The following is a 22,408-nucleotide window of genomic DNA, read 5'->3' as shown; positions in this document are numbered from 1 at the left end:
CGTCTGGAATCGCATCGAGAATTTGTCAGTCTCGATTGCATGGCAGACGCATTTCCAACCCTCCGCTCGACAGGCGATCTGCGAGCCGAACTCGCCGAGATCCTCGCCGCTGGTGTGCTGCGGCTTCGCGCCCGGCAGTCAAGCGCGAACAGCAGCGAGAACGGAGAGAGTTCGCTGGACTTCGCCGCCGACCAGAGCGTGCATGCGAAACCGGTGATGAAGAGACTCGGGAGGCATGACGAATGACCAACAGCGTGCTGGCACGGCTGGCGAAGCTGAAGACGACTCCGACTTCGGAGCTGCGCGATCAGTGGCGTGAGTTGTTCGACACCGAGCCGCCGCGCTTCAATCGCCGCTTCCTCGAAAGCCGTCTCGCCTACCGCATCCAGGAACTGGAATACGGTGGCCTCAGGAAGGAAACGATCGAGAGACTACAGGCGCTCGGGGAACGACTCGACGGTGGTAATCCGGTCACCCGACGCACCCGGGTCGACGACCGTCCCATCACTGGCACAAAACTCATCCGCGAATGGCAGGGCGTCGAGCACTGCGTGACCGTCCTCGACGCCGGTTACGAGTATCTGGGCCAGCCTTACAAGTCGCTTTCGTCGATCGCCCGCGCGATCACCGGGACGCGATGGAACGGCTGGACCTTCTTCGGGCTCCAGAACAGGACGCGTCCGTGATGGCCAGAGCCACCAGTGGCAAGAACAACGACGGCACGCAAAAGACGGGTCGCAAGTCTGCGTCCATCCAGCGACCGCGCGACCGGAGACTGCCGGTGAGGAAGCGCTGCGCGGTCTACACGAGAAAGTCCACCGAGGAAGGCCTCGACATGGCGTTCAACTCGCTGGACGCCCAGCGGGAGGCCTGCGAAGCCTATATCCTGAGCCAGCGCGCCGAGGGCTGGACGCTGGTGCCCGACTACTACGATGACGGCGGCATCTCCGGGGCGACGCTGGAGCGTCCGGCGCTGAAGCGGCTGATCGAGGATATCGAAGCGGGCCTCGTCGATGTCGTGGTCGTCTACAAGATCGACCGGCTAAGCCGCTCGCTCATGGACTTCGCCAGGCTGGTGGAGGTGTTCGACCGCCACGACGTGACATTTGTCTCGGTCACGCAGTCGTTCAATACGACAACGTCGATGGGCAGGCTGACGCTTAACATCCTGCTGTCGTTTGCGCAGTTCGAACGGGAGGTCATCGGCGAGCGGATCAGGGACAAGATCGCTGCCTCCAAGCGCCGCGGCATGTGGACCGGCGGTATTGTTCCGCTTGGCTACGACGTCAGGGACCGCAAGCTCGTCGTCAACCAGGAAGAAGCCGCCAAAGTCCGCATGATATTCGAGCGCTTCGCCAAGCTCGGCTCTGCCACCCTCCTCGCTCGCGAGCTGATCGCCGAGGGCGTCACCAACAAGCAGGGAAAGACCTTCAATAAGGGGTCGATCTACAAGCTAATCTCGAAGCGCATCTACCTTGGGGAGATCGCCTACAAGACCGATATCTTCCCCGGTGAGCACGAAGCGATCATCGACAAGGCGCTCTGGAACAGGGTCCACGCGATCCTGAAGGAGAGCCCGCGCAAGCGGGCCAACAAGAACCGGGCCCAGACGCCCGCTCTCCTTAAGGGGTTGATCTACTCAGCTTGCGGCCAGGCGATGACGCCGACGCACACCCGCCGCCGTGGGCGGCTCTACCGCTACTATGTCTCGACCCGGGTTCTCAAAGGTGAGCAGTCTGGCGACTCCGTCGACCGTGTTCCCGCCGCACCGGTCGAGGCCGCCGTCGTCGACCAGATGCGAGCCGTCCTTCAGTCGCCGGAGGTCATAGTCGATGTCTGGCGCACGCTTCGCGGTGAAGGCCACGACATCAGCGAAGCCGAAGTGCGCGAGAGTCTGGTCGCCTTCGATGACCTATGGGCTGAGCTCTTCCCGGCCGAACAGGCGCGCATCGTTCGACTCCTAGTCGAACGTATCGAAGTTGATGAAGACGGTCTCGACATACGGCTTCGCACCGCCGGCATCCGCAGCCTGCTCGAGGATCTGCGAATTGACGAAGGCTGTCCGGAGGATGCGGCTTGATGGCGGAGTCGGACCCTAATTCGGCGACCATTCTCACCCGCAACGGTAACACTGTGACGTTCCGCGTGCCTATGGCTTTTGTTCGCCGGGGCGGTCGCAAGGCGATCGTCGCATCGGATGGATCGACTGACAGCCCTGGCGTCATAACACCACGGTCGCGCATCGACAACACGATGATCAAGGCACTTGCCCGCGCGTTTAGGTGGCAACGCCTTCTCGATAGCGGGGAGTATGGATCGATCGCTGAGCTCGCCGATGCCGAGAACCTCAACTGCTCCTATGTTAGTCGAGTCCTGCGGCTGACCCTGCTCGCCCCAGATGTAATCGAGGCGATCCTCGATGGGCGGCAGCCTGACAAGGTGACACTGAAAGCATTGATATTGCCATTTCCGGCTGAATGGGAGCGGCAGAGAGAGATCTTACGATCTCTACCATCTCATTGACGCTTGTGTAGCGAGCAGTTTTGCACGCCGACGCCCATTAGCTTTGGCGAACAGTCGGCACCCATACACCGCAGATATGATCCCGGACGCGAATTCTTAGCTATGCCGTCAATGACGACGCTACTCCTGCTATCTCCCCAACAATGGCGTCGTTTCTTTGTGCCCAAAGATACCGTAAAACTCGAGTTGGCACATAGTTGTCGTATTTAGCAGTTCTTAGATTTCCCACCTTCTCAGCCAAATCATAAGGAGAAATAGAAGGCATTGCGGCCATCTGTTGTAGAGCGAGGAGAACTTCGTTTGGCGCCGCATCGGATACGGTCAAACCAATGTCGTGAACACTGCATTCAAAACCAACCGCCGATAGACCAATGGAAAACGCGGAGTTGAAGGCGGTACCGCGCCATAGAAGCACGTGCGTGTCCTTGCCGGACTGAACTAGCCGTTCGCGATCAAGCCCCAACGCTCTGAATGCTCTGCGCCCTTCTTGGAGCAGATCGGCGGCCTGCTCATTCAGATATAGCGGAACCTCAGCCGTCAGATAGACCGCCTTCATCTCTGCTACGAGACGGTCATGGAGAGGCTCGAACGCAGTTCGATCAAATCGCGGAATGCGCGCCAAGGGATGCGGGGTCACCTCTAGAACCTTGGCGCGGTCATCGACAACCACAACCCGCCACCGCCGTCCAGCGAACGCCAGCATGCTACCAATTCCAACTGCATTCGAGATTGGAATCGTGCCCAGAGCATGGCCCGCATGCACCAAACGCCACTCCTGATCTGTTTCGAAAATAGCGTAGAAGTCGCGTTGCGAAGTGAGTTTCTCGCCAACCTCACCAAGCATGATCGTCCCGTCGGGCGCCTGCTCGATTAGGCGGCTTTCCGGGGAAGCCATGCCGCGAAGCATGTCCACATATCCGGACTGGCCGATGATGGAGAGCGGCCCGCCGCCGCAGATCGTGTCGTAGAGGCTCTTGGCCCGCTGGCCTCCGCGTTCGACGATGATCGACAGCGTTTGATGCAAAGCCACGGTCGCTACCGCGGGATCGATCCTCGGCGGCTCGACGAAATGCTCTACGAGCAAGCGCACTGCTGCGGCTGCCCGAGCGACTTCGAGCCGCAACCTGTCGAGAGGATCGGTGTCTGGCGTGAGGTGTTTCTCACGCACGTAAACGCGGAGAACAGCGGGAACGCCTTTTCGGCGCCCGCTCCGCCCGAGCCTTTGACGAAGTGACGCGATCGATCGTGGCGCGCCGAGTTGGGCCACTGAGTTTACGGAGCCAATGTCTATGCCCAGCTCGAGGGTTGTCGTGGCGATCGCCGTGGTCGGGAGATCTCCCTTTTTCAGCCGAGCCTCGAGTTCTTCCCGTAGTTCCCTAGAAAGGCTGCCATGGTGAGGCAAGAATTCGTTCGGGACACCGGCTCCTTCGGACCGAAAGCGCAAACGATCCGCCAATGATTCAACGCTTCGGCGAGACCCCGCAAATATCAAATTGTTAGTCCCGCGTAATGTCGAAAATAAGTGATCGGCGATACGGTCCAAAGCATCAGCCTCTCCGGTGACCGACTCGAGATCGTCGACTCCATCCTCACCGGGAGGCTCGACGTAGCCTCGAACCTGGAGTCGGAGTTCAGAACCGGCCGCCGAGGATTCAACGAGCGCAACGGAGTCCGGATGCTCCGGATTGAGCCATCTGGCCGCGGCATCGAGGTCGCCGATGGTCGCCGACAGCCCAATCCTCCGAGGGCGAATCTTGGAAATTTCGTCGATACGTCTGAGGAGACTCGCAAGGTGCAGGCCGCGAGGCCCCTGAAGGAACGCGTGGAGCTCATCGACTACGACAAATTCCAGCTTGCCAAATAGCCGGAGCGCATCTGTAGCGCGTCGCACGAACATTGCCTCGACAGATTCCGGGGTTATCAGCGCTATGCCGCGCGGGTCTCTCAATAACTTCTTCTTTGCGGAATGAGGGGCATCGCCATGCCAACGCACGACGTTGATCTCCATCCTTTCACATAAGAGATCAAGGCGACGGAATTGATCATTGATCAGCGCCTTGAGTGGGCTGACATAAAGTATGGAGAGATCGGAGTTAGCCTTACTTGCCGTTGCAGTGAGTATTGGTAGGAAAGCCGCCTCTGTTTTGCCCGCTGCTGTTGACGCAGCGATCAGAACATCGCCGGTACCATCCAATATCGCTCGAATGGCTTGGTCCTGAACGTCCCGTAACTCCTCCCATTTCTGCTCCCAGATCCAGCGTCGGATTTCAGGGTGGAGCCTATCGAAGGACAACGTCCGCTCACAGTCGAAGGGTTGTCAGGTCGTCGTCGGTGCCGTCCTCGGTCAGCTCCGTGTCGCGTGTTCCCTCGAGATCAGGAAGTACTTCGGTCTCGCCTAGCAGCTCCCGCCATTCGGCGCCCGGGTTTTGTTCGAGGACCGCAAGGAACTGAACGAACGTTTTGATCGTGTTTCGCGGCGTCCTGAAATAAGCCTCTCCAATGCGTTGATTGCAATGCACCATAAATGCCTGCAGTGCTTCGTCCGGGACGAGGAACTTCGCGGGGTCGCCCTGAGCGAACACCGTACGAAGGTTAGATAGAAGCACGTACAGGTCTTCGGGGGTCAGACTCTGAAGCCGCAGGATCGGGCCGGACATATCCACGAGGCCGTTCGTCGCGAATGCATTCTCCGCGAGGCGCGATTGCAGCGCCTGATAGCTGTAGAGGCCCCGACGTGTGTCCATGAGGAACTCGGGTGTCCCGCCGAATGCGAAACCGATCCCCTCGACATTGCCCTGGAGGACATCGTTGACGATACGCAGGATCTGCTCGAAATTCTGATTGCGAGCTTGGGAACTCTGAAGCTTGTAGAGGTTCACCATTTCGTCGAGCACGACAAGCAGGCCGACATATCCGGATTGGCGAACGAACGCCGCCAGGAGCTTCAAAGAGTCATAAACGTTGCTGTCGTCGATGATGGTTCGGACGCCGAGAGCCTGCCTCGCCTCTGTTCGAGTTGAATACTCGCCGCGTAGCCAACGGAGGGCCGAAACCTTGAGGGCGTCGTCGCCTGTCTCGCTGCCTGTCCAATAGGCCTTGATCACAGTCGCGAAATCGTAGCCGCCGACGTGCTCTTGCAGGAAGGCGAGCCGTTCTTCGATGAGGTGCTCGACGGGTATGCCTCGCTGATCGGCGTGTTTGACACATTCCGTGATGAAGCGCTCGACAACGCTCGGTAGGGCCCCGCCTTCCGGCTTCGTGCGCGTCGCCATGTTCCGGACGGCTTCGGCATACAGCCCGCGCGCCTGCCCCCCCGTGGCGTGGATCCTGCGATCAGGAGCGAGGTCCGCGTGGATCGTGAGGCATTTTCGTTCGAGCGCAATCAGCCGGACGAGGTTCAAGAAAAAGGTCTTGCCGGCGCCGTATTCCCCTATGACAAAACGAACCGCCGAACCATTGTCCGCTATCCGATCGATGTCCCGGACAAGGGCTGTCACCTCGTTCGCCCGGCCGACCTGGATATGGTGTAAACCCGCTCTCGGAACCACGCCCGCCGCCAACGCCTGCAAGATAACGTCGCGCTCTTTTGGCCGGATCGTCTTCTTAGTATTCACCGGTTCACTCCCATTACTTCGAGTTCCGATCGAATATGCTCGACGATCACGATTGAATTGTCTCCTTCGAGCACCGGTTCGTCAAATTGCTCGAATCCCCACTCATTGATCGTTTCTCTCGCGCCGTCGGGCAGCAGCCGGAGGTCCCGCGCGTAGCGCTCGAATACCGACTCGTCCAACTCCCCCGCCGAAAGGACAAGCGTAAGCAGACGTGTGTGCGCGGCGTCGAGTCCCGGATATGCCGGCCCTTCGCCGGCAACAGCAGGCGGGACCGGATCGGTGCGGACTGCTTCGATTGCTTCCTCATCGACGAAAATCTCCGTAAGGAGCGCCGAAACGGCGTCTGTCTCCCGCCTTATCCGTTCCAATCGTGCCTCATCGATGGCGATTCCGGAGACCGGACCGGCCGGCTTCGGAGGGATCGGTACACCGGGGACCCATTTCTCAGGTGAGACCGTGACCGGTTCATCGACCCGGACGGCGCCCCGGTGGATGGCGGAATAGACGTCATCTTTGGGGAAGCCGAGCGTCTTGAGGAGCTTCTCGAGGAACTTCACTTCCTCGGGCGACACATGTCCGTCCGCCAGAGCAGCGCCAATTGCCGACTGAGCGACGCGATTGCGTTTATCTTCAGGCAACTTGGCCAGCCTCGACATGATCGCCTTTTGCTTCGGCGTGTCCTTAAGCAGTGTCGCCGCATAAGCCAGCAGACGCGTGCGTTCTTGTGGGGAAAGTCCGGGCGCCGCGCGCAGATCTCCATTCAGCAACTCTATCTCCGCCCGCGTCACTTCCCCGTCCGAGGCCGCGGCGAGAGCAGTAACATCGACATTGATCCTCGCGGACACATACTCTGTCCGGTCGGGATCAACCGGACCTCCGCGCGGCGCCTTGAACAGCACCACGCCATTGTCCGGACCGATCGCTACTGGGCCGTAGCGCCGGTCGGGCTCGTAGCCAATATCCAGGCGGTCGAACAGCTCTCCCATTTGAGTCATAGCTGCCGCGGAGAGCTTCCCGTTGGCGGGGACGTCGAGGCCAAGCATCTCAAACAACTGTTCCGCTCGGGCCGCGGCTATGGATCCGCCCGCAAACAGGTGCTCGACTTGTTGTCTGGTCTCTCTCAAACCTTGTAGGTCCACCGCACCGAATAAGGCGTTCGGAAGAAGGAGGACGGCTTGAGGCGTGCCGCGCGCCTCGGGTCTCCTGCCGAGGAGACGGCTATAGGAGTCGAGCTCGTCGGTACATCCAGACAAGAGATCGCGCAAACCATCGAGCGGAGCGGTGACGGCTGATATATCCGGTAGGTCGCCCCCTGCTACGGGGATCGCGACGTCAAATGTTCCGCTGGCCGCACGGTAGTGCATGCTGATCCGTCGCTTAGGGACCCGGACTCGAAGCCCGTCTGGAAATCGCTCTCTGAAACGGATGTGCCAGAGTGCCCGCAACTCCTCGAAGCAGCGCGTGGCCGGCGTTCGTAAGGAGGTGTCCGGCAGGGACAGCACCCAGAGCAACGCATCTTCGCTAGATAGTGGGTGCCCAGCCGCCAAACGTGTGCCGAGGTGCACCTTAATCGAGATCGGAATTTCATAGCCGTCGCGCAAGTCGGGCGCGGGTTCGGGAGCGGCGTTCGGTGTGCCGATTAGCAGCTCGCCGGCATCGAGCAATCGTCGCGCGTAGCTATTGAAGGACCCGTTCCCTCCGTAGATGCCGAGAAGACGGCGCACTTCAGCGATAATCGCCGCGGCCTCTTCAGCCGATCGGTCGACGAAGAGCCGTCGTTCCAGACCGTAGAAAAACAGGAAGACGTGGCCGATGCCTATGTCTGGATCCTGCCTGTGATCTGCCAACCACTCGAGATAGGATCGCCGTGCGCTCGGCGAGATGCTTGAGTAGGACGGCCAGTACGACATCGTATCGCCCGCCGGGTCCACGTCGCGCCGCGACACCGGGAGTTTTGGATCGATTAGACAATTCTCTTCGAACCCTGTTCGGTTCGAGGAAAGTCGACCGCCGACATAGATCATGCCGCCCGGAATAAGGAACCCGGCAATCTCAAGAGTCTCTCCGGCGGGCACCCAACGTGCCTTTGGCCGTTCGGCGCGCGACGGTTTTTGTTGTTGATTGCTAGGTAGACGTCCAGAGATTGCGTCATGCGTTAGGTGGACCGCTACAGGTTCGCCTCCACGCGCGGTGCGGGAGTTGCGGCGCCTAATCCAGACCCAGACGAACAGCGCAATAGCGCCAACGACCAACCACTCCACGGGTCGCTCCAGCTAGAAATCCAGTCACTTTCTTCCTTCCATTAGGATGGCACAACTTGAGAGTTATCCTCTACCCCAACATTGTACCTAAAATAGAAGAGTATACCTGAGGCGCGCGTTACAACGCAGCCGACCGTAGTCATGTGGGCGCGCCGCGCACCCAATACTTTCGCAAATAACCATAATGGCAATGAACCGCTCAAATTAGCGCAACTCAATGGAAATTGGGTTTTCTAATCGTATTAGTGTGTTACTAAAGCCATCTTCTACTATTAGCTGTATCGGTGCAGACGAAGGTCTCGAAGTGAGCATCAAGCTAATCCATACTTCAGACTGGCAAATCGGAAAAGTTTTCCGGTTCGTGGACAACGCCATTATGGGGCTTCTGCAGGATGCCCGCCTACGCGCGATTGCCCGCCTCGGCGAATTGGCGGCCGTTCACGGTGCACGACATGTGCTGGTCGCTGGCGATGTCTACGACATGGAGGTGCTCTCGCCGCGCTCGATCAACCAGCCGATCGAGCGCATGCGCGCTTTTCCTCATCTTCGCTGGCATCTTCTGCCAGGAAACCACGATCCGTATCGTCCGAATGGTCTCTGGGATCAGCTCCTTCGCAGGGGCCTGCCCGACAACGTTCACGTTCACGCCGCGCCCGAACCCGCAATTTTGGAAGACGACACTGCCGTCCTCTTACCGGCGCCGTTGCGACATCGGCGCACCATCGGCGATCCTACTACCTATATGGACGACGCCACCGTTCCGGATGGGCTGATCCGGATTGGACTCGCTCACGGCACAATAGCCGGGTTCGGTTCCGATGACGCGGACATGCCCAACTACATTGCGCCGGATCGCCCAGACAAGGCGGGGCTTTCCTATCTTGCGCTTGGCGACTGGCACGGCCAGAAGAAAATCAACTACCGGTGCTGGTACAGCGGCACGCCCGAGCTCGACGCCTTCGACGTTATCGGCGGCGGACAGGCGTTACTTGTCGAAATCGAGGGACCGGGTGCTCTCCCCAAAGTTACGCCGGTGGCCACGGGCCATTACACTTGGTTTAGCCTGTCCCAGCAAATCAACACCCGCGAAGATATCGACTTCCTTGACGCCAAGCTGCGCGGTGTCACCGAAGACCTCAATAGCGTCCTCGTTCATCTTGCGGTCGAAGGCGCATTGTCCCTGCAAGACCGCAACTATTTCGAGGAGCGGATAGTCGAAAGCGTTTCGGCTGCGCTGTGTTTTCTGCGTATCGATGAGCGCCGCCTCTTTCCGCGCCCTACTCCGGAGGATCTTGATCAGATCGACCGCGGCGGATTTGTGCGGGCAGCGGCAGAAGAGTTGATGCGACAATCAGAAGAGGGTGGCGAGTCCGAGCGGGCCATCGCAGCCGAGGCGCTTCAGCGGCTCTACATCGAGCACATGAAACTTCAGGTGGGGCAGAAATGAAGCTACGGTCCGTAGCTGTCAATCAGTTCAAGAAGTTCACCAGTCCTATCCGGCTCGATGGCCTCGGCGACGGCCTCAATGTAGTCGTCGGCCCGAACGAGATGGGTAAGTCAACCTTGCTCGATGCGCTCCGCGCGGCGCTTTTCGAAAAATACAGCTCCAGGGCGCAGCCCATCTCCGCCTTGCAGAACGACCGCAACCAGGCTGCGCCAGTAGTTGAACTTACTTTCGAGCTTGATGACGGGCTGTACCGGATCACGAAGCGCTTCATCAAAAAGCCTTACGCGCGCCTGTCCTGCCCCGACGGAAGGACACTGGAAGGCGATGCCGCGGAGGACACGCTGCGCACCTTGCTGGGCTTCGATGAACCCGGCAAGACCGGAGCCAAAGCGGAAACGCTTGGTATGTGGAATGTTCTTTGGGTGCAGCAGGGGCAGTCGTTCGGCGCGCTGGATATACCGAGTACCGCCAGATCGAGCCTCCACAGTGCCCTTGAAGCAGAAGTTGGCATGGTCCTGGGGGGACGGCGTGGCAGGGCATTGCCGCAGGCCGTGGAAGCACAGCTCGGCGTGTTTGTGACCAGTGGCGGCAAGCCGCGCGGCAGCTATAAGGAGCTGATCGACCGCATCGATGCTCTGCAGAACGAGCTTGGGGAAATCCAAGGGCGCCGCCAGGAACTGACGCAGACACTAGAGGAACTCGAAACGGCTGAAGAGAGCCTCGCTCGGCTGATTGCCCTTGACCGCGACGAGGCGGACCAGAAGGGGCTTGATGAAGCGCGGCAGCGTCATAGCCAACTTGCCGAGTTAGAGGCGCGCATAGGCGCGGCATCCGCGGAGTTGGAGCTAAAAAAGCGAAATCTCGTCCAGGCCGAGAAGGCGGCCGAAGACCGGCAACGCCTCAAGGAAGACATCAAGGCCGAAGAGGCTGCGCTTAGAGAGTCCGGGCAGCAGCTCTCCGAAACGCGCAGCCAGGAGAAGGGGGCCCGGTCGCAGCTTGATGCACGGCGCGCGCAAGTGCGGGAATCTGAAGCAGCAGTTGCAACGACCGACGATGCCGTTTCCCGCGCGCAGCGCATCACCACGATCGTCGATCGAGAAGCCCGCATTCGCGAACTTGAGGACCGCTGCGCAAAGGCGCAGGCGGCCGAAGACCGCCAGCGAAAGGCTCAGCAAAAAGCCGCCGCCATTCTGGTGACAGACAAATCGCTTGCGGCAATCCTCAAGGCCGTTAAGGAACTAGATGTCGTCACCAGCCAGCTAAGCGCCACGGCTACGCTCGTCTCGTTCGACATCGCATCGGAACGACGAACCGGCATCGAGATTGACGGGCAGCCACTCAAGGCCGGGCAGTCATCCATTCAGGCGGTCGAGCCCACCACTATTTTTATTCCCGATCGCGGCCGGATTACGGTCGAGCCCGCGATCAAGGACCGGGATAATTTACTCCGCCAACAACGAGACTCGACGGCAGAACTTAAAGACGCCCTCGCGGAGGTTGGCGTCGCCGCCGCGGCCGACGCCGAAGAGCAATACGCCACGCGCCGGAGCCTCTTGCAAGAGGCAGAACTTGCCCGCCATGAAGCGGCGCTGCACGCCCCGGCAACGGAAGACCATGATGGGGGCGCCCAGTCTCTTTCTGATTATATCGAGGGAATGCGCACAGTCCTGGAGCGTGAGAAGACCGAGCTTCACCTTGGGCGGTTACCATTGCGCTCCGAAGCGGAGGCGGCCTTACGGGCGGCCCGGGAGCAGGCAGCAGAAGCGCGCAACTCACTGCAAACGGCGCGTGCCGTCCTTACTGGCCCGGAAGAAACTCTGACACGGCTCCAGAGTGAACTTGCGACCGTAAACGCCCGGCATGAGGAAGCTGAAAAGCGCGCCGGAAAACTCCGCCGTCAGCTCACGGACGCCGAGGTCGCGTGTGCCGATGATCAGCTTGCAGCGGCGATTGAGGTATCCCGCAACGTCCTTTCCGAGCAGGAGCGCGCTATCGCGGCCCTCGAAGGGCAGCGGACCGATGAGACGCTGCCACAGTTGGAAGCCCGGATCGGGCGCCTTGAAAAAGCGCTACAGGACCGCCGCGACAAGCGCGCCACCCTCAGGGAGAAGATCGCGGGCTGGCGGTCGCGTGTCGAGGCGGCCGAAGCGGCCGGGCTTGATGAAGCGATCGCGCAAAAGGGCCGCGAACTGGCGCTGCGCGAGAGAGAGCGCCAGCGCCTTGACCGGGAGGTTAAGGTTCTCGGACTTTTGTTGACGACCCTACGAAATGCGGAGCAGGAGGCCAAAGAGCGTTACTTGTCGCCTGTGCTGCGGCGCGTACGTCCCTATTTGCAGCTTCTGTTTCCCGGCGCCGATATCCGGATCGATGAGGATCTCCGGATTGCCGGCGTTGTACGCGAGGCCGGCTACGAGGAAGCCTTCAGTCACCTCAGCGTAGGGACGCAGGAACAGATCGCAGTGCTGATCCGGCTGGCCTTTGCCGAAATGCTCGTCGAACAAGGCCATCCGGCTACGGTCATTCTTGACGATGCGCTTGTCTTCTCTGACGACCGCCGCATGCAATGTATGTTCGACATTCTCAATATGGCGGCGCGCAACGTACAGGTGCTCATCCTCTCTTGCCGCGAGCAGCTTTTCGAAGAGCTTGGGGGACGGGCACTGTCGCTTACGCCAGGCAACAGCGAAGAGCTGTTGTCGGCGTGATTATGCAAATGGGGGCAATGAACAATGAGGATAGAGACTGTCAGAATCGAAAATTTCAGATCCTTCGCGGACGCCACCATTCCTTTCAACGATTACGGCTGTCTGGTCGGTCCTAACGGTGCTGGCAAATCAACCGTGCTCACCGCCCTAAATGTATTCTTCCGCGAGTCAGAGAACCTCCAGACGGATCTGAGTCAATTGGACCAGGAAGACTTCCACTGCAAGAACATCGGTGAGCCGATCAATATCACGCTCACCTTCTGCGATCTCAGCGACGGAGCAAAGCAGGACTTTGCCGATTACGTGCGGCAGGATCAGCTTGTCATCTCGGCAGTCGCCACGTTCGATGCTGCCACAGGAAAGGCGCAGGTGAAGCAATACGGGCAGCGGCTTGCCATGCGCGCCTTCGCGCCCTTCTTCGAGGCTGCCGACGCGGGCACGAAAGTGGCGGAACTGAAAGACGTCTATTCCAAACTGCGACTGACCTATGCCGACCTGCCGGCGGCCGGTACGAAAGACGCTATGTTCCAAGCTCTGCGCGAATATGAAGCGGCACGGCCCGGCGAATGCGAGCTGATTCGGAGCGAGGATCAGTTTTACGGCTTCTCCAAGGGCGCGAACCGCCTCGCGAAACACATCCAGTGGGTCTATGTACCGGCCGTGAAGGACGCGACCTCCGAGCAGGTCGAGGCGCGGAACTCGGCGCTTGGCAAGCTTCTCGCCCGCACCGTCCGCTCAAAGACGAATTTCGATGAGAGGGTGAAAACCCTTCGCTCCGATATGCAGCAGCAATACCAGGCCCTTCTCGACGAAAATCAGAACGCCTTGGATGATATCTCTACAGCTCTTCAGACACGGCTTTCCGAATGGGCGCATCCGGACGCACGTCTGCGCCTGCAATGGAAGCAGGACCCAGATAAATCCGTCCGCGTCGAAGAGCCGTGGGCACACATTCTCGCCGGCGAAGGCGATTTTGAAGGTGAGCTGGCGCGCTTCGGTCACGGCCTACAGCGCTCGTATCTACTTGCGCTGTTACAGGAACTCGCCGGCACGGACGCCGAAGGCGCCCCTACACTCATCCTCGCATGCGAAGAACCAGAGCTTTACCAGCATCCGCCACAGGCGCGTCATCTGGCTTCCGTTCTTCACAATCTTAGCCGCGGCAACTCTCAAGTTATCGTGTGTACCCACAATCCGCTATTTGTGTCGGGCGAAGGATTTGAGGACGTGCGGATGGTAAGGAAAGAACAGGGCGACCCGTGTTCCACCGTTTCGCACATGACGTTTGCGGAGATCGCTGCAGCGGTCGCCGGCGCCACGGGTGAGCCACCGACCAAGCCCGCCGGCGCTCTTGCCAAAATACACCAGGCCCTGCAACCGGGCCTAAACGAAATGTTCTTCACCCGCCGTCTTGTACTGGTAGAGGGGCTGGAGGATGTGGCTTATATACTGGCCTACCTCAATCTTCTCGACCGGTCGGATGATTATCGACGCCTCGGCTGCCACATCGTGCCGGCTAATGGTAAGAGCGAGCTGCTACAGCCACTCGTCATCGCGAGGCACATGCGGATTCCGACTTACCTGGTTTTCGATTCAGATGCTGACAAGCCTGATAAGAACGGCAGCAAGGCCAAGCATGAGAAGGACAACACGGCGCTTCTCACGCTTGCCGGCAATCCCGGCGCGGACCCGATGCCGCCTGCGACCGTTCTGGGAAAGGGGTTCACAATGTGGCACTCCGATATCGGGACAGTCGTCGAATCGGAAATCGGCGCGACCGATTGGGCCACGTACCGTGCCGAAGCCGACAAGCGCTACGGCCACGCTGGAGGCCTGCGGAAGAACTCCCGCCACATCGGAGCAAGTCTCGCGTTCGCTTGGGAGGCAGGACAGCGCTCAGGAAGCCTTGAGGAGCTATGTACCCACATTCTCGACGCCGCCAACTTCCTCCCGTATCCACCAGTAGCGGCGTCCTGATCCAAGCCATGCGCCTTCCGCATTGACGGGCACCAAAGCGTCATCTCTCGGTTTATCGGCCACCGTAAGGGTTTCAAACTATTTATATGAAGCGCACGGTGAATCGTCTCAATATCAGCGATTTATCAGCACGTACTATTTTGCCAAGGTCATGAGCTTCGGAGAAATCCCGATACAGAGAGTAGAGTCTAGCCAATCTTCGTGTGATCGTGGTCAACAGCCACGCTTACAGCGATCCCCGGCAAGACTACATCTTTCGCAGCCGTACCAACTCAAGAGCAGAAATCGGATTCTTAGAAATGGCGGAGAGGGAGGGATTCGAACCCTCGGAACGCTTGCGCGCTCAACGGTTTTCGAGACCGCCCCGTTCGACCACTCCGGCACCTCTCCGCGGTCGGGGCGTCGGCTGTTGCGGCCGACGAGCGGGCACTTCCTACACGACACGTTCGCGTCGAACAAGCACCGTCGTCGCAAATGGGGACAAGCCGTCCCCGGCGCAATCCCAATTGCGCAATCCCGCCCCTGCGATCCCCGCGGCAATCCCCGTCCGCCCGCTCGCCGTCGGACACGGGCCCGCCGCGCCGCATGTCGGCGACACGCACGTGACGATGAGCGACGCGCACGCCGCCGATCGGCCGCGTCCCGAAACCGTGTCCCGTGTCGCCGCCGGGCCGAAGGCCGCGGGCTGTATCCCTTTGGGGGGCTCGCGCCGGGGCGGGGCCAGACCGCCGCGGCGGCGCTGTCGGTGGCCTTGGCACAGAAGGCCAGGCGCACAAAGGGCCCCTGGCCCAGAAGGCCGGCATCGCAGCGGGCTGTATCCCCGTGGGGGGCGGGAGCGGCGGACACCACCCGCTAACCGGCTGTTTGCTCCCGGTTTCTTGGCCGCTTATGCCCCGTTTCAGGATTGACTCCGCGCCCGCGCTTCGTATATTTCGCCCCGGATCGCGCGGGGGCCTGACGCCGCCGCGCTCAATTGCGCTGTCCGAGGCCCGGATCCGCCCGATAGGCCGGATCCCCTCGAAAGTCCGCCGTTGCGCGGCGCCGAAGGACGCGAGACGACAGAAGGAACAGACCCGATGTTCGCGGTCATCAAGACGGGCGGCAAGCAGTATCGCGTCGCCGCCAACGACAAGATTACCATCGAGAAGCTGCCGGCCGAGGCCGGTTCGACCATCACCTTCGAGGAAGTGCTGATGGTCGGCGACGGCGACAAGGCGACCGTCGGCACCCCGCTCGTGGCCGGTGCCAGCGTCGCCGGCGAAGTGGTCGAGCAGACCCGTGGCGACAAGATCTTCGTCTTCAAGAAGAAGCGCCGCAAGCACTATCGCCGCCGGGCCGGTCACCGCCAGTATCTGACCGTGGTGAAGATCACCGACATCCTCACCGACGGCAAGACGGCGGCGCCGAAGGCGGCAGCGGCCGAGAAGGCCAAGACCGAGAAGGCCGCCGAGAAGGCCGAGGCCGCGCCCGCCGAGAAGACGGCGGAAAAGGCTGCCGAGGCGAAGGCCGCCGAAACGAAATCCGAGGCCAAGAAGCCGGCGGCTAAGAAGCCCGCCGCGAAGAAGGCCGCCCCTAAGGCCGAGAAAGAATAAGGAGACTGACCAATGGCACATAAGAAAGCAGGCGGTTCGTCCCGCAACGGTCGCGATACAGCCGGCCGCCGCCTCGGCGTGAAGAAGTTCGGCGGCGAGCAGGTCATCGCCGGCAACATCATCATTCGCCAGCGCGGCACCAAGTGGCACCCCGGCAGCGGTGTCGGCCTTGGCAAGGATCACACGATCTTCGCCACCGCCGACGGCGTGGTCGAGTTCCGCACCTCGACCGGTGGCCGTCAGTACGTGTCCGTCGTTTCGCCGGCGCCGGTCCCGGCCGAGTAACCGGCGCTTTCCCGCCGGTGTCCTCGTCGACCCCGGCGCACGCACGTCACGAAGCCAGGGGAGACGGACCGCCGTCTCCCCTGTTTTCGTTTTTGAAGCCCGATCGTCGTCATGACCGCCCCGCTGGAAACCGAGATCCGCACCGAACGGCTGCTGCTGCGGCCGCTCGCGGCATCTGACGCGCCGGCGATCGAACGGCTGGCGGGCGACGAGCGGGTCGCCCGCCTCACGGCACGCCTCCCCCATCCCTATCCCGCCGGCGCGGCCGAGGACTTCATCGCCATGACCCTCGGGCAGGCGCGCGCCGACGCCGGCCGCTGGTTCGCGATCACCCGACAGGACGAGCCCGACGCCCTGCTCGGCGTGATCGGGCTCGAGGCCGATGACGCCGGCACCGTCGAGATCGGCTACTGGCTCGGCGTTCCCGCCTGGGGCCAGGGGCTGATGAGCGAGGCCGTGCCCACGGTCGTCTCGTTCGCGCGGCAATGGCGCCCCGGCGCACGCATCGCCGCGCACACCTTTCCCGAGAACGTCGCCTCCCAGCGCGTGCTGGAGAAGGCCGGCTTCCGCCGCGACGGCGTCGGCGTCTGCGAGGCACCCGCCCGCGACTGCAGGACCGTTCGCAACGCCCCCCTGTTCGTCTTCGCGCCCGACGAAACCGCCTGAGAAAGCCGCCCCCATGAAGTTCCTCGACCAGGCGAAAGTCTATGTGAAGTCCGGTGACGGCGGCGCCGGCTGCATCTCCTTCCGGCGCGAGAAATACGTCGAGTTCGGCGGCCCCGACGGCGGCGACGGCGGCAAGGGCGGCGACGTCTGGGTCGAATGCGTCGACGGGCTCAACACGCTCATCGACTACCGCTACCAGCAGCACTTCAAGGCCGCGAAGGGCGAGCACGGCAAGGGCGCGAACCGCACCGGCAGGGGCGGGGAGGACGCCGTCCTCAAGGTGCCCGTCGGCACCGAGATCCTGGAAGAAGACCAGGAAACGGTAATCGCCGACCTGACCGAGGTCGGCCAGCGGGTGAAGCTCGCCACCGGCGGCAACGGCGGCTTCGGCAACACCCACTTCAAGTCCTCGACCAACCAGGCCCCGCGCCGCGCCAATCCCGGCCTCGCCGGCGACGAACGCTGGATCTGGCTGCGCCTCAAGCTGATCGCCGATGCCGGCCTCGTCGGCCTGCCCAATGCCGGCAAGTCGACCTTCCTGGCCAGCGTCACCGCGGCCAAGCCGAAGATCGCGGACTATCCGTTCACCACCCTGCACCCCAATCTCGGCGTGGTCCGGCTCGACGACCGCGAGTTCGTGCTCGCCGACATTCCCGGCCTCATCGAGGGCGCCCACGAAGGCGCGGGCATCGGCGACCGGTTCCTGGGCCATGTCGAGCGCTGCCGCGTGCTGATGCACCTGGTCGACGCCACGCAGGAGGATGTCGTCGAGGCCTACCGCATCATCCGCGACGAGCTGTCGGCCTACGGCGCCGGCCTCGACGAGAAGCCCGAGCTGCTGGCGCTGTCGAAATGCGACGCCGTCGACGAGGAGACGCTGACAGAGAAGCGCCGCGCCCTGGCCGCGGCCTCGGGAAGCGACGTGCTGCTCGTTTCCGCCGCGACCGGCGCGGGCACGCGCGACGCGCTCGGCCTCATGCTCAAGGTGATCGACGAGGCGCGCGCCGAGGACGAGGCCAAGGCGACGGCCGAGGTGACCCGGCGCGAAGGCTGGAGGCCCTGAGGCGATGTCCGGGGACACGAGGACAGGGGACGCGAAGACCCGAACCGGCAAGGCCCGAACCGAGAAGAGCGGGGACCTGAAGAAACGCCTGTCGGCCTATCGGCGCATCGTCGTCAAGATCGGCTCCGCCCTGCTGGTCGATCCGGCGAAGGGCCTCCGGCGCGACTGGCTGGCGGCGCTCGCCGCCGACGTGGCGACGCTGGCCGGGGGCGGCGCCGAGATGATCATGGTCTCCTCGGGCGCCATCGCGCTCGGCCGCTCCGTGCTGGGGATGCCGCGCGGCGGCCTGAAGCTCGAGGAAAGCCAGGCGGCCGCGGCCATCGGCCAGATCGCGCTGGCGCGCGCCTGGGCCGAGGCCCTCGGCGCCCACGGCCTGCAGGCCGGCCAGATCCTCGTCACGCTCGGCGACACCGAGGAGCGGCGGCGCTATCTCAACGCCCGCTCGACCATGGCGACGCTGTTGAAGCTGAAGGCCGTGCCGGTCATCAACGAGAACGACACCGTGGCCACCAGCGAGATCCGCTACGGCGACAACGACCGCCTCGCCGCGCGCATCGCCACCATGATGAGCGCCGACTGCCTGGTGCTGCTGTCCGATGTCGACGGCCTCTACACCGCCCCGCCGGCGACCGATCCCGACGCCGAGTTCATCGCCGAGGTCGAGACGGTGACGCCCCGCATCGAGGCGATGGCGGGTGCCGCCGGGTCCGACCTGTCGCGCGGCGGTATGCAGACCAAGATCGAGGCCGCCCGCATCGCCACCGCCGCCGGCACCGCCATGGCGATCGCCTCCGGCCATATCGACCATCCGCTCGCCGCCATCGACGCCGGCGGCCGGGCGACCTGGTTCCATCCGCACGGCAATCCCGTCGCCGCGCGCAAGAAATGGATCGCCGGCGCGCTCGAGCCGCGCGGCGCGCTGATCGTCGACGACGGCGCGGTCACCGCGCTGAAGGCGGGCCGTAGCCTGCTGCCGGCCGGCGTGCGCCGCGTCGAGGGCACCTTCGCCCGCGGCGACGCCGTGGTGATCCGCGACGGCGACGGCAACGAGATCGGCCGCGGCCTGTCGGCCTACGACTGCGCCGACGCCGAGCGGATCCTCGGCCGCAACAGCCGGGAAATCTCCGGCATTCTGGGCTATGCTGGCCGCGCCGAGATGATCCACCGCGACGATCTGACGGTAAAGAAGGTATGAGGGACGAGATGGCTGCCGAAGTGCACGAGTTGACCCGCGACGACGACATCGCGACCGTCATGGCCGGTCTCGGCAGGCGCGCCCGCGCCGCCGCAAACCGCCTCGCCACCGCCCCGGCGGAGCAGAAGAACGCCGCGCTGGCCGCGATGGCGGCCGCCCTGCGCGCCCGCACCGCCGAGATCCTGGAAGCCAATGCCGGCGACGTGCAGGCGGCGCAGGCCAGGGGCACGGCCGCCGCCTTCCTCGACCGGCTCAGACTCGACCCCGCGCGCATCGAGGCGATGGCGAAGGGCATCGAGGACATCGCCGCCCTCGCCGATCCGGTCGGCGCGGTGATCGCCGAATGGGACCGACCCAACGGCCTGCACATCGAGCGCGTGCGCACCCCGCTCGGCGTCATCGGCGTCATCTTCGAGAGCCGCCCCAACGTCACCGCCGACGCCGGCGCGCTGTGCCTCAAGGCCGGCAACGCGGTGATCCTGCGCCCCGGCTCCGAGAGCTTCCACTCCGCCCGCGCGATCCAGGCCTGCCTCGCCGAGGGGCTTGAAGCCGCCGGCCTGCCCGCCGACGCGATCCAGATCGTGCCGACCACCGACCGCGCCGCCGTCGGCGAGATGCTGAAGGGGCTCGACGGCAATGTCGACGTGATCGTGCCGCGCGGCGGCAGGAGCCTGGTGGGCCGCGTCCAGACGGAGGCCCGCGTGCCGGTCTTCGCCCATCTGGAAGGCATCTGCCACGTCTACGTCCACGCCCCCGCCGACCTGGAGATGGCGAAATCCGTCGTCGTCAACGCCAAGATGCGCCGCACCGGCATCTGCGGCGCCGCCGAGACGCTGCTGATCGACCACGCGCTGGCCGGCACCCACCTGGCGCCCATCGTCGGCGCGCTGATCGACGCGGGCTGCCAGGTGCGCGGCGACGAGGCCGTGCAGGCCGCCGACGCCCGCGTCGTCCCGGCGACGCCCGAGGACTTCGGCAAGGAGTTCCTCGACGCGATCATCGCCGTCCGGGTCGTCGACGGCCTCGACGCGGCGATCGCGCATATCGCCGCCCATGGTTCCGGCCACACCGAGGCGATCATCACCGACGACCAGGCCGCGGCGGACGCGTTCTTCGCCCGCGTCGATTCGGCGATCCTGCTGCACAACGCCTCGACCCAGTTCGCCGACGGCGGCGAGTTCGGCATGGGCGCGGAGATCGGCATCGCCACCGGCCGCATGCACGCGCGCGGGCCGGTCGGCGTCGAGCAGCTCACCAGCTTCAAGTACCGGGTCCGCGGCACCGGGCAGACCCGCCCGTGAGCTGACAGGCCCGTGAACCGGAAGTCCGCGACGCGCCGGGCGCGCAGGCCCGACACGAGCCCGGTCTGGCCGGCGCTGCCGCCCTACGGCTCGGGCCAGCGCATCGGCCTGCTCGGCGGTTCGTTCAATCCGCCGCACGCCGGCCACCGGCTGATCAGCGAGCTCGCCCTGCACCGGCTGCGCCTCGACGCGGTCTGGTGGCTGGTGACGCCGGGCAATCCGCTGAAGGATCCCGCCGCGCTCAGGCCCATGGCCGAGCGCATCGCCGAGGCCGGCCTGATCGCCCGCCATCCCCGCATCCGCGTCACCTCGGTCGAGGCCGACGTCGGCGTCAGCCGCACCCGCGACACCCTGCGCTTCCTCACCGAGCGCTGCCCGACGCTGCGCTTCGTCTGGCTGATGGGGGCCGACAACCTGCCGAGCTTCCACCGCTGGCACGCCTGGCAGGAAATCGCCGGGATGGTGCCGATCGCCGTGATCGACCGGCCCGGCAACACCCTGCATGCCGCCGCCGGGCGCGCGGCGAGCTGGCTCTCCCGCTACCGGGTCGACGAATCCGACGCCGCGACGCTCGCCGACCGCGCCCCGCCCGCCTGGGTTTTCCTGCACGGGCGCCGCTCGCCGCTGTCCTCCACCCAGCTCCGCGGCTCCGGGCGGGCGGAAACGGCGCCGTCCGCGTGAAAGGCGCCCGCGTATCGCGCTTATTGAAATTGTTACATGACGTGACTTATCTTAGGGACACGGTAGTGCTTCGCCCCTGCGGAGCCGCCGCTGATCTCGGATGGTATGACGAGAGGTAGAACCCCTGACACCATCGAACACCGCTGAGGGCGTCGTCCGCGGCGCGCCTCCCGTTGCGGCTGGCCGGCAGGTAGATCCGTCGGACGGTCTGCTAGAGACGATCGTGGTCGCGCTGGAAGACGGCAAGGCCGAAGATATCGTCACCATCGATCTCGTTGGAAAATCGTCGATCGCCGACACCATGGTCGTCGCCTCCGGGCGGTCGGACCGGCATGTCGGCGCGGTCGCCGATCGCGTGCTGCGGGCGCTCAAGGAGGCCGGCTTCGGCAAGGCCGCCGTCGAGGGCCTTCAGACCTGCGACTGGGTGCTGATCGACGCCGGCAATGTCATTGTCCACCTGTTCCGCCCCGAAGTCCGCGCCTTCTACAATCTGGAGAAGATGTGGTCCTCGGAGATTCCGCGCGAACGGGCGGTGATCTGACGCGCCACTGACCGGGCCGGCGGTTTTGACGCCGCCGGCGGCACCATGAGAATCGATATCCTCGCCGTCGGGCGCCTCAAGGCCGGAGGCGGCGAACACATCCTTGTCGAGCGCTATCTGGAGCGCGCCCGCGGCGGCGGGCGGGCGATCGGCCTGAGCGGCTTCGCCGTCGGCGAGCTTCCCGACGGCAAGAGCGCCGACTGGGAAGCGGACGCCCTGCTTGCCCGCATGAAGCGCGGATCGCGGCGCATCGTCCTCGACGAGCGCGGCAAGACCGTCTCCAGCGAGACCTTCGCCGGCACCCTCGCCGACTGGCGCGACCAGGGCGCGCCCGCCGCCGCTTTCCTGATCGGCGGCCCGGACGGCCACGGCAGGGCGGCGCGCGACGGCGCCGATCTGATGCTGTCCTTCGGCGCGATGACCTGGCCGCACCAGCTCGTGCGCGCCATGCTCGCCGAACAGCTCTACCGGGCGGTGACGATCCTCTCCGGCCACCCCTATCATCGCGCCTAGGCCCAGGGCCGGTCGCGAGCACGGCCGGTCGCGAGCATGGACGG

The 22,408-nt window shown here is 63.5% G+C and carries 18 protein-coding genes and 1 tRNA gene; 15 read left to right on the top strand and 4 right to left on the bottom strand.

Annotated elements, in window-relative coordinates:
• Nucleotides 1-242 precede the first annotated feature (242 nt).
• From ACSF9G_RS20515 to ACSF9G_RS20505, 3 genes are read left to right on the top strand one after another with little or no spacing between them, the layout of a single operon-like run.
• The gene (locus tag ACSF9G_RS20515; protein ID WP_436643980.1) at nucleotides 243-686 is read left to right on the top strand and encodes a DUF2924 domain-containing protein; all 444 of its coding nucleotides are present in this window, start codon (nucleotides 243-245) and stop codon (nucleotides 684-686) included.
• Nucleotides 686-2,080: a recombinase family protein gene (locus ACSF9G_RS20510; RefSeq protein ID WP_436643979.1), complete on the top strand. Its 1,395-nt coding sequence runs from the start codon at nucleotides 686-688 to the stop codon at nucleotides 2,078-2,080. The genes ACSF9G_RS20515 and ACSF9G_RS20510 overlap by 1 nt, the downstream gene beginning before the upstream one ends.
• The gene (locus ACSF9G_RS20505) at nucleotides 2,080-2,523 is read left to right on the top strand and encodes a hypothetical protein (protein ID WP_436643978.1); all 444 of its coding nucleotides are present in this window, start codon (nucleotides 2,080-2,082) and stop codon (nucleotides 2,521-2,523) included. Before ACSF9G_RS20510 ends, ACSF9G_RS20505 begins: the two co-directional genes overlap by 1 nt.
• A gap of 100 nt (nucleotides 2,524-2,623) precedes the next feature.
• Here the strand turns inward: ACSF9G_RS20505 and ACSF9G_RS20500 are convergent, their stop codons facing one another.
• The 3 genes from ACSF9G_RS20500 to ACSF9G_RS20490 are packed head-to-tail and all read right to left on the bottom strand — an operon-like array spanning nucleotide 2,624 to nucleotide 8,398.
• Nucleotides 2,624-4,816, bottom strand: coding sequence for a DEAD/DEAH box helicase (locus ACSF9G_RS20500; protein WP_436643977.1), 2,193 nt, complete (start codon nucleotides 4,814-4,816; stop codon nucleotides 2,624-2,626).
• 7 nt (nucleotides 4,817-4,823) lie between these two features.
• Nucleotides 4,824-6,137, bottom strand: a complete 1,314-nt coding sequence (locus ACSF9G_RS20495) for an ATP-binding protein (RefSeq protein ID WP_436643976.1) — start codon at nucleotides 6,135-6,137, stop codon at nucleotides 4,824-4,826.
• Nucleotides 6,134-8,398, bottom strand: a complete 2,265-nt coding sequence (locus tag ACSF9G_RS20490) for a tellurite resistance TerB family protein (RefSeq protein WP_436643975.1) — start codon at nucleotides 8,396-8,398, stop codon at nucleotides 6,134-6,136. The genes ACSF9G_RS20495 and ACSF9G_RS20490 overlap by 4 nt, the downstream gene beginning before the upstream one ends.
• A gap of 304 nt (nucleotides 8,399-8,702) precedes the next feature.
• Between ACSF9G_RS20490 and ACSF9G_RS20485 the strand changes: the two genes are divergently transcribed.
• The 3 genes from ACSF9G_RS20485 to ACSF9G_RS20475 are packed head-to-tail and all read left to right on the top strand — an operon-like array spanning nucleotide 8,703 to nucleotide 14,527.
• Nucleotides 8,703-9,845 carry a metallophosphoesterase family protein gene (locus tag ACSF9G_RS20485; RefSeq protein WP_436643974.1) on the top strand — a complete coding sequence of 381 codons (1,143 nt, stop codon included), beginning with the start codon at nucleotides 8,703-8,705 and terminating at the stop codon, nucleotides 9,843-9,845.
• A complete protein-coding gene (locus tag ACSF9G_RS20480) occupies nucleotides 9,842-12,550 on the top strand; it encodes an AAA family ATPase (RefSeq protein ID WP_436643973.1) in 2,709 nt (902 codons plus the stop codon). Before ACSF9G_RS20485 ends, ACSF9G_RS20480 begins: the two co-directional genes overlap by 4 nt.
• Before the next feature lie 24 nt (nucleotides 12,551-12,574).
• Entirely contained in the window at nucleotides 12,575-14,527 is a 1,953-nt protein-coding gene (locus ACSF9G_RS20475) for an ATP-dependent nuclease (RefSeq protein ID WP_436643972.1), read from the top strand.
• A gap of 300 nt (nucleotides 14,528-14,827) precedes the next feature.
• On the opposite strand, the gene ACSF9G_RS20470 is transcribed toward ACSF9G_RS20475, so the two are convergent.
• Nucleotides 14,828-14,917: transfer RNA gene (locus ACSF9G_RS20470), tRNA-Ser, on the bottom strand.
• A 686-nt stretch (nucleotides 14,918-15,603) separates the two neighbouring features.
• Here ACSF9G_RS20470 and rplU point away from each other — a divergent pair.
• From rplU to rlmH, 9 genes are all read left to right on the top strand, one after another.
• Nucleotides 15,604-16,119 carry a 50S ribosomal protein L21 gene (gene rplU, locus ACSF9G_RS20465; protein WP_436643971.1) on the top strand — a complete coding sequence of 172 codons (516 nt, stop codon included), beginning with the start codon at nucleotides 15,604-15,606 and terminating at the stop codon, nucleotides 16,117-16,119.
• A 12-nt stretch (nucleotides 16,120-16,131) separates the two neighbouring features.
• The gene (gene rpmA / locus ACSF9G_RS20460) at nucleotides 16,132-16,404 is read left to right on the top strand and encodes a 50S ribosomal protein L27 (RefSeq protein WP_436643970.1); all 273 of its coding nucleotides are present in this window, start codon (nucleotides 16,132-16,134) and stop codon (nucleotides 16,402-16,404) included.
• A 111-nt stretch (nucleotides 16,405-16,515) separates the two neighbouring features.
• Nucleotides 16,516-17,070 (top strand): GNAT family N-acetyltransferase, encoded by a 555-nt coding sequence (locus ACSF9G_RS20455; RefSeq protein WP_436643969.1) that lies wholly within the window; start codon nucleotides 16,516-16,518, stop codon nucleotides 17,068-17,070.
• A gap of 13 nt (nucleotides 17,071-17,083) precedes the next feature.
• Complete coding sequence (gene obgE / locus ACSF9G_RS20450) at nucleotides 17,084-18,133, top strand: GTPase ObgE (protein WP_436643968.1); 1,050 nt, start codon at nucleotides 17,084-17,086, stop codon at nucleotides 18,131-18,133.
• Between the two features lie 4 nt (nucleotides 18,134-18,137).
• On the top strand, nucleotides 18,138-19,328 hold the full coding sequence (gene proB / locus ACSF9G_RS20445) for a glutamate 5-kinase (protein ID WP_436643967.1): 1,191 nt from the start codon (nucleotides 18,138-18,140) through the stop codon (nucleotides 19,326-19,328).
• Between the two features lie 8 nt (nucleotides 19,329-19,336).
• Complete coding sequence (locus tag ACSF9G_RS20440; protein WP_436643966.1) at nucleotides 19,337-20,629, top strand: glutamate-5-semialdehyde dehydrogenase; 1,293 nt, start codon at nucleotides 19,337-19,339, stop codon at nucleotides 20,627-20,629.
• A 12-nt stretch (nucleotides 20,630-20,641) separates the two neighbouring features.
• Nucleotides 20,642-21,310 (top strand): nicotinate-nucleotide adenylyltransferase, encoded by a 669-nt coding sequence (locus ACSF9G_RS20435; protein ID WP_436643965.1) that lies wholly within the window; start codon nucleotides 20,642-20,644, stop codon nucleotides 21,308-21,310.
• Nucleotides 21,311-21,434: 124 nt separating this feature from the next.
• Nucleotides 21,435-21,851 carry a ribosome silencing factor gene (rsfS, locus tag ACSF9G_RS20430; RefSeq protein WP_495542738.1) on the top strand — a complete coding sequence of 139 codons (417 nt, stop codon included), beginning with the start codon at nucleotides 21,435-21,437 and terminating at the stop codon, nucleotides 21,849-21,851.
• Between the two features lie 45 nt (nucleotides 21,852-21,896).
• Nucleotides 21,897-22,364 carry a 23S rRNA (pseudouridine(1915)-N(3))-methyltransferase RlmH gene (rlmH, locus tag ACSF9G_RS20425; RefSeq protein WP_436643963.1) on the top strand — a complete coding sequence of 156 codons (468 nt, stop codon included), beginning with the start codon at nucleotides 21,897-21,899 and terminating at the stop codon, nucleotides 22,362-22,364.
• Nucleotides 22,365-22,408: the final 44 nt, after the last annotated feature.

The sequence above is a fragment of the Microbaculum mangrovi genome, from assembly GCF_051390635.1.
Lineage (GTDB): Bacteria > Pseudomonadota > Alphaproteobacteria > Rhizobiales > Tepidamorphaceae > Microbaculum.
Note: the sequence above shows the minus strand (reverse complement) of the source record. Positions and strands in the feature narration are given on the sequence as shown.

Coding starts and splice junctions, on each gene's coding strand:
- ACSF9G_RS20515 (WP_436643980.1), top strand. CDS start 243: ATGACCAACAGCGTGCTGGCACGGCTGGCGAAGCTGAAGACGACTCCG.
- ACSF9G_RS20510 (WP_436643979.1), top strand. CDS start 686: ATGGCCAGAGCCACCAGTGGCAAGAACAACGACGGCACGCAAAAGACG.
- ACSF9G_RS20505 (WP_436643978.1), top strand. CDS start 2,080: ATGGCGGAGTCGGACCCTAATTCGGCGACCATTCTCACCCGCAACGGT.
- ACSF9G_RS20480 (WP_436643973.1), top strand. CDS start 9,842: ATGAAGCTACGGTCCGTAGCTGTCAATCAGTTCAAGAAGTTCACCAGT.
- ACSF9G_RS20475 (WP_436643972.1), top strand. CDS start 12,575: ATGAGGATAGAGACTGTCAGAATCGAAAATTTCAGATCCTTCGCGGAC.
- rplU (WP_436643971.1), top strand. CDS start 15,604: ATGTTCGCGGTCATCAAGACGGGCGGCAAGCAGTATCGCGTCGCCGCC.
- rpmA (WP_436643970.1), top strand. CDS start 16,132: ATGGCACATAAGAAAGCAGGCGGTTCGTCCCGCAACGGTCGCGATACA.
- ACSF9G_RS20455 (WP_436643969.1), top strand. CDS start 16,516: ATGACCGCCCCGCTGGAAACCGAGATCCGCACCGAACGGCTGCTGCTG.
- obgE (WP_436643968.1), top strand. CDS start 17,084: ATGAAGTTCCTCGACCAGGCGAAAGTCTATGTGAAGTCCGGTGACGGC.
- proB (WP_436643967.1), top strand. CDS start 18,138: ATGTCCGGGGACACGAGGACAGGGGACGCGAAGACCCGAACCGGCAAG.
- ACSF9G_RS20440 (WP_436643966.1), top strand. CDS start 19,337: ATGGCTGCCGAAGTGCACGAGTTGACCCGCGACGACGACATCGCGACC.
- rlmH (WP_436643963.1), top strand. CDS start 21,897: ATGAGAATCGATATCCTCGCCGTCGGGCGCCTCAAGGCCGGAGGCGGC.